This is a genomic window from Paenibacillus sp. p3-SID1389 (genome assembly GCF_025151705.1).
GTDB classification, from domain to species: Bacteria; Bacillota; Bacilli; order Paenibacillales; family Paenibacillaceae; genus Fontibacillus; species Fontibacillus phoenicis.
Map to the genome: position 1 here is coordinate 41,688 of NZ_JALXVO010000035.1, position 6,492 is coordinate 48,179.

At 39.7% G+C, this 6,492-nt stretch carries 3 protein-coding genes; all 3 read left to right on the forward strand.

Annotation, left to right across the window (positions count from 1 at the left end):
- The first annotated feature begins 27 nt into the window (after positions 1-27).
- Positions 28-2,613, forward strand: coding sequence for an adenosylcobalamin-dependent ribonucleoside-diphosphate reductase (locus M3G15_RS14655; RefSeq protein WP_260071357.1), 2,586 nt, complete (start codon positions 28-30; stop codon positions 2,611-2,613).
- Positions 2,614-3,074: 461 nt separating this feature from the next.
- A complete protein-coding gene (locus M3G15_RS14660; protein ID WP_260071358.1) occupies positions 3,075-5,117 on the forward strand; it encodes an NACHT domain-containing protein in 2,043 nt (680 codons plus the stop codon).
- A gap of 208 nt (positions 5,118-5,325) precedes the next feature.
- A partial coding sequence (locus M3G15_RS14665; protein WP_260071359.1) for a hypothetical protein occupies positions 5,326-6,492 on the forward strand: 1,167 nt, incomplete at its 3' end.

The window sequence follows — 6,492 nt, forward strand, 5'->3', positions numbered from 1 at the left end:
GAATCAATTTTTAGGAGGGTGTTTTCTTTGAAAACTGTGCAAAAACAGCGCCTTGAGGGGCTAAGTGAGAAAATCTTCTTGGACCGGTACGCCTGGAAGGACGCAGATCCTAGCCACGCTAAAGTAGGCGATGTCGTACTTGTTCTGACGAAGGACGACCCCAAATTCCCGACGAAGGAAGTAGGGGAGGTTGTTGCCCGTGACGGTCGCAAGGTCACGGTGAAGACCCGCCGGGGAGATCTGGTGGAGACCGACGTCGAGAAGCTGACCCTCAATATCGAGAAAACGCCTGAAGAAATGTGGGACCGTCTGGCCAAAGCGATGGCTTCGGTAGAGGAGACGCCGGAGAAACAGAAGGAATGGGAAGAGAAATTCCGTTATATTCTGGATGATTGGAAGCTTGTTCCGGGCGGACGGATTGCAGCTGGCGCTGGTGCGAGCGATGAATTAACATTGTTCAACTGTTACGTTATTCCTTCACCGAAGGACAGCCGGGGCGGCATTATGGAAACTCTGTCCGAAATGACCGAGATCATGGCTCGCGGCGGCGGCGTTGGGATTAACTTGAGCTCCCTTCGTCCGCGTCGTGCGATCGTTCGTGGCGTGAACGGTTCTTCCAGCGGTGCGGTTTCTTGGGGAGGCTTGTTCAGCTACACTACTGGTCTGATTGAGCAAGGCGGCAGCCGTCGCGGTGCGTTGATGCTGATGATCAATGACTGGCATCCGGATGTGCTGGACTTCATTACCGTGAAGCAAACGATGGGCCAAGTGACCAATGCGAACCTGTCGGTTTGCGTCAGCAACGCCTTCATGAAAGCTGTGAAGGAAGACCTCGATTGGGATTTGGTATTCCCGGATACAACTTATGAGGATTACAACGAGGTGTGGGACGGCGATCTCGATAAATGGAGAGCCGATGGACGTAAAGTCATCCACTACCGTACCGTCAAGGCGCGTGAAATCTGGCATACGATCATCGAATCGGCTTGGAAATCCGCTGAGCCGGGCGTGGTCTTCATGGAATACTATAACCAAATGTCCAACAGCTGGTACTTTAACCCGATCATTTGTACGAATCCGTGCGGGGAGCAAGGGTTGCCGGGCTGGGGCGTATGTAACCTGTCGGCAATGAACTTGTCCAAGTTCTACGATGAAGAGAAACACGATGTCGCATGGGATGAACTGGCGACAACTACGCGTTATTCGGTTCGCTTCTTGGACAATGTCATCAACAAGACGCCTTATCATTTTGAAGAAAACGAGAAGAACCAGAAAAAAGAGCGCCGCGTCGGCCTCGGAACGATGGGTCTGGCCGAGCTGATGATCAAGCTGAACATCCGTTACGGCAGCCCGGAATCGCTGGAATTCCTCGATAAATTGTATGGCTTCATTGCGAAGGAAGCTTACTTGGCCTCTGCGGATATCGCAGAAGAGAAAGGCTCCTTCCCGGCATTTGAAGCTGATAAATTCCTGCAAAGCGGCTTTATGAAGAACATGACGGAAGTGTATCCGGAAGTTGGCGAAGCAGTTCGTACCAAAGGGATTCGCAACGTCACCATCATTACCCAAGCGCCAACGGGCAGCACGGGGACGATGGTAGGCACCTCGACGGGGATCGAACCGTACTTTGCCTTCAAATATTACCGTCAAAGCCGTCTCGGCTTCGACGAGCAATTCGTGCCGATCGCTCAGGAATGGATGGACGCGCATCCGGGCGAACCGTTGCCGGATTACTTCGTAACGGCGATGGATTTGTCTGCGGAAGATCATATCCGCGTACAAGCAGCCATTCAACGTTGGGTGGACAGCTCGATCTCGAAAACGGCCAACTGCCCGTCCGACTTCACGGTTGAAGATACGAAACGGCTGTATGAACTAGCCTTCGACTTGGGCTGCAAAGGCGTAACGATTTACCGTGACGGCAGCCGCGACGTGCAAGTTCTGCAAACCGAGAAGAAAGAGGAGAAGAAAGAGGAAGCACCAGCTCAAGCTAGTGCACCGGCAACTCCACAACCGGCAAGTGCTTCGGTTCAAGCTAGCAGCCCAAAAACCGGCGAACAATACAAGAGACGCCCGCAAGTGCTGCATGGAGCAACGTATAAAATTAACACGCCGTTTGGCATGGCTTATATCACAATCAATGACATGAACGGGACTCCAGGTGAGATCTTCTTGAACGTAGGGAAAGCGGGTTCTGACGTATTCGCGATGGCCGAAGCCCTTGGCCGCGTCTGCTCGCTGTTCCTGCGTTACGGCGACCATGGCGAGAAGGTTGAACTGCTGATTAAGCACCTCAAAGGCATCGGCGGAACGGGAGCAATCGGCTTTGGTCCGAACCGTGTAGAATCGATCGCGGACGCCGTCGCCAAAGCGTTGGAGACGCACGTACAAAACGGACCTTACGGCGACCACGACCCAGCGCCGGTAGCCGCAACGGTTGCACAGGAGACAGCACACGTTCACGGCACGGCAGACGGCTCGCATGGCGGCTACAGCCACGGCAGCGCACCGGCCACCTCGCGCGACCTGTGCCCATCCTGCGGCTCCGCCTCGCTGATCAACATCGAGGGCTGCAAAACTTGCAGCAACTGCGGGTATAGCAAGTGCTCGTAAGAATTAGATAAATCTCATTTGTTATTACCATTTGAAATCAACAAAAAAACTTGCGAATTATGGCTAATGAAAAGTGAGAAAATAACGATAAATATGCCCTATTTAATAAATATTTAGAAAATAGAAATTTAAAACAAAGAACAGTTGGTACATGTACCAACTGTTCTTTGTTTTGAAGTAATAAGTGAATTTTGGTCAGAATTAGTTATTTTCTTCCAAAATCAAGCCGTGGAAGAAAAGAAGGGGAATTCATTTGTATGTCGAACTTATTTATAAAGGAGATGTTTACGATAAATGGTGCACAACTGTCCTAAAAATAAGCAAGAATCAAAAAGTCAAATTTCGTGGTAATTGATTATTTAACATGCTATGTAAGAGGGAATGCTATTTTTGGCTTGAGGTTCTTAAATAAATTCTGAGCATTCATGCCAGGAAGATAGTATAACAAAAGGAGTAATAAAATGAATTGGAAGATATTTCAATTAAAATATGATAAGCAAGAATCATGGGCATTTGAACAAATGTCTTATTTACTTTTTTGTGCAGAGTTTAATAATAGAATTGGACTATTTCGCTACAAAAATCAAACGGGAATCGAGACTGAACCTATGGAAAAAGATGGAAAACTTTATGGTTTTCAATCTAAATACTACATGACTTCAATTGCTGACAATAAAAACGACATTATTGATTCAATCAAAAAAGCCAAATCAAAAAATAAAGATTTAGACGAATTATTTATTTACATTAATCAAGAACTATCCGAAAGCACCAATAAAAGTAAAAAGAAACCCCAATATCAATTAGACATTGAGCAATTCGCTAAGGCAGAGGGGATAAATATTCAATGGCGAGTACCAAGTCATATTGAATTGCAATTATCTTTGCCTGCAAATAAATATTTGCATGACATTTTTTTTAGTCTAGACCCAAATGAAGAAGATCTGCTTAATGAAATTTCTAAACATAACGAAAATATTTTACAAGCAATTCAAACCAAAATAACCATAGGGGACAAACAGATTAAAATTGACAGAACTTCTATCCTTGAATCAATATCAAAAGATTGCCAGGAAAGAAAAAACATTGTTATTTCAGGTGAAGGTGGTTGTGGTAAAACAGCAACTTTCAAGGATTTTTATAATTCTAATTTCAATAAAATACCTATTTGTGTTTTTAAAGCGAACGAACTTAATGTTAATCACATTAATGATATATTTCAATTTGACCATAAATTTAAATTTACGCAGTTTCTGAATGCTTATAAAGATGAACCAACGAAAGTCTTTGTAATTGATTCAGCAGAAAAACTTGCAGAGATTAATAATAACGACATTCTTAGGGAATTAATACAAAAATTAAAAGAAAATGAATGGAGTATTATCTTTATAACACGCTATAGTTATCTTAATGATTTAACTTTTCACATAAAAGAGAACTATCTGTTATCCTATACTGTGATTGACGTTTCTCTACTAAGTATTGATGAATTAATATCGATATCGGAAGACTTTAATTTCTCACTTCCCGACAATCAAAAATTCGTAGAACGACTAAGAAACTTGTTTTATTTGAGTGAATATGTTCAACATTATTCAAGCATTGATAGACGAGGTAACTTTAAGGAGTTTGTTGACTTACTTTGGAAAAAACGGATACAAAATAATATCGTTCAAAAAGACAATATACATCTTGAAAGAGAAAAATGCATTATTAATATTGCTAAGCAAAGATGTGAAACAGGGAGGTTTTATATCAATGCAGATAATTTATCACAAGCAGCATTGTACAATTTAAGGCAAGATGAAATACTTGGTTACGATGAAGTACATAACGGATACTTTATCACTCATGATATTTATGAAGAATGGGCATTGGATAAGATAGTTACGCGTAATTATTCAAACCATTCGAATACGAAACAGTTTTTCGATGATTTGGGAGATTCATTACCTATACGAAGAGCATTGAGATTGTGGCTTTCTGACCAATTATTAGACAACAATAAAGAAATAGAAAGTTTTATTCAAGGTGCCTTTACCAGTAACGACATAACACAATTTTGGAAAGATGAGATTTTAGTTTCAGTACTGTTATCAGAATATTCCGAGACTTTTTTTAATTTTTTCGAGAATGAAATCATTAAAAATGATTTTGAATTATTAAGACGCATCTTATTCTTGTTAAGAATTGCATGCACAGATGTTTCAGCAGTTGAAAATATAGAAGTTATAAAGCCTAAAGGTAGAGGTTGGAAAGAAGTAATTGCTCTTATTTACAAACACAAATCGGACTTTTTTGAAAATAATCTAAAATTAGTTTTACCTGTATTAACGGATTGGTGCAACTTCAATAAAGAGGGAGCAACAACAAGACATGCCGGCTTGTTAGCGCTCAGCTTAATACAGAAAACTGAAACCGAAAAAAACTTCTTTATTCAAGATAAAGTAGAAGAAAAAATTTTGGAAGTGATTTTTCAATGCATCCAAAGAGATAAAAAATGAATTATCAGCAATTTTCGAAAAGGTTGTTGCTAATAAATGGACTCACCATAGAGACCCTTATGAAGGCCTTTGTACAAAAATATTAGAGAAACCATACTTAGCAACAGAATTAATAAAGACACTTCCTTTATACGTTATTCAGTTATGTGATTTATTTTGGCAACAACAACCAAATAAACATGATAGATTTGGATTTGATAGAGACTCCATGGAAAGTAGATATGGCTTGACCGATAAATACGAATTCAAATACTTTCCTTCAAGTGCAAATCAAACACCAATAAAGTGGCTATTACAAATAGCTTTCTATGAAACGCTGGATTTTATCATTAATTTTACTAACAGAGCTGTTGAAAAATATAGCCAATCCGACTATGGTAAAAAAGATGTTGTAAAAATAACATTATATATCAATGAAAATGAAGTAACGCAATATTTAAGTTGGGCAATTTGGAGTATGTATCGTGGCAATGGAAGCCCTGTTGTTCCAAATGTTTTAGAATCAATACACATGGCATTGGAACAGATTCTTTTGGAGATCGCTCAACATTTGAAATCGGAAGTAGTTCAAAAAATTCTACTTTATATTCTTACTCAAACTAAATCAGTATCTCTTACTTCAGTTGTGTGTAGCGTTGTGCTCGCAAACCCAGAAAAATTCTATGATGTAGCTTTAATTTTATTTAACACAATAGAATTATTTCATTTTGACACAATTAGATGCACAAATGAGTTTCAAGTTAAATCGATATATTCATTCGGTTATGGGTTAGACAAAATAAAAGACATTTTATATGCAGATGAAAGACTGAAGACTTGCGAAGAGAAACATAGAAGTTCAAATTTAGAATCATTGTTTTTAAATTATCAGCTTTTTGGAGTAAAAGGATTTACAGAAGAACAAAATTCTGAATTCATCGAGAAATTGTATAAAATAATTGACCAGTACAAGTCCGACGCTTCAACAAGTAAAGCATTTGGAATATTGTTGGCAAGAATGGATAGACGGAACTTAATACCAAAAGTATCGGAATATGATGACAATAATCTTTTAATCGAATTTAGTCCAAAAGAACTTTCAGATGAACTTAGAATGGAAAGCGAACAAGTACAGAATCAATATCAAGAGTTAATTAAATACTCTTCTTTACAAGTATGGTCAGATTTTTTGATTGGTGAAAGAAGTCAAAATAAAGATAAGAAATATGAGGAATATGACAGCGACCCTCTGTTAGCTTTATCTGAAACTAAACAACTTGTTGAAGAACTTAAATCAGGGCGAAATGGAATGGGATTATATGATTATTCTATACCTGCATATTCTTGTTCTAAATTATTTATTGAACATAAAGATAAACTGACAAAGGAAGATAAA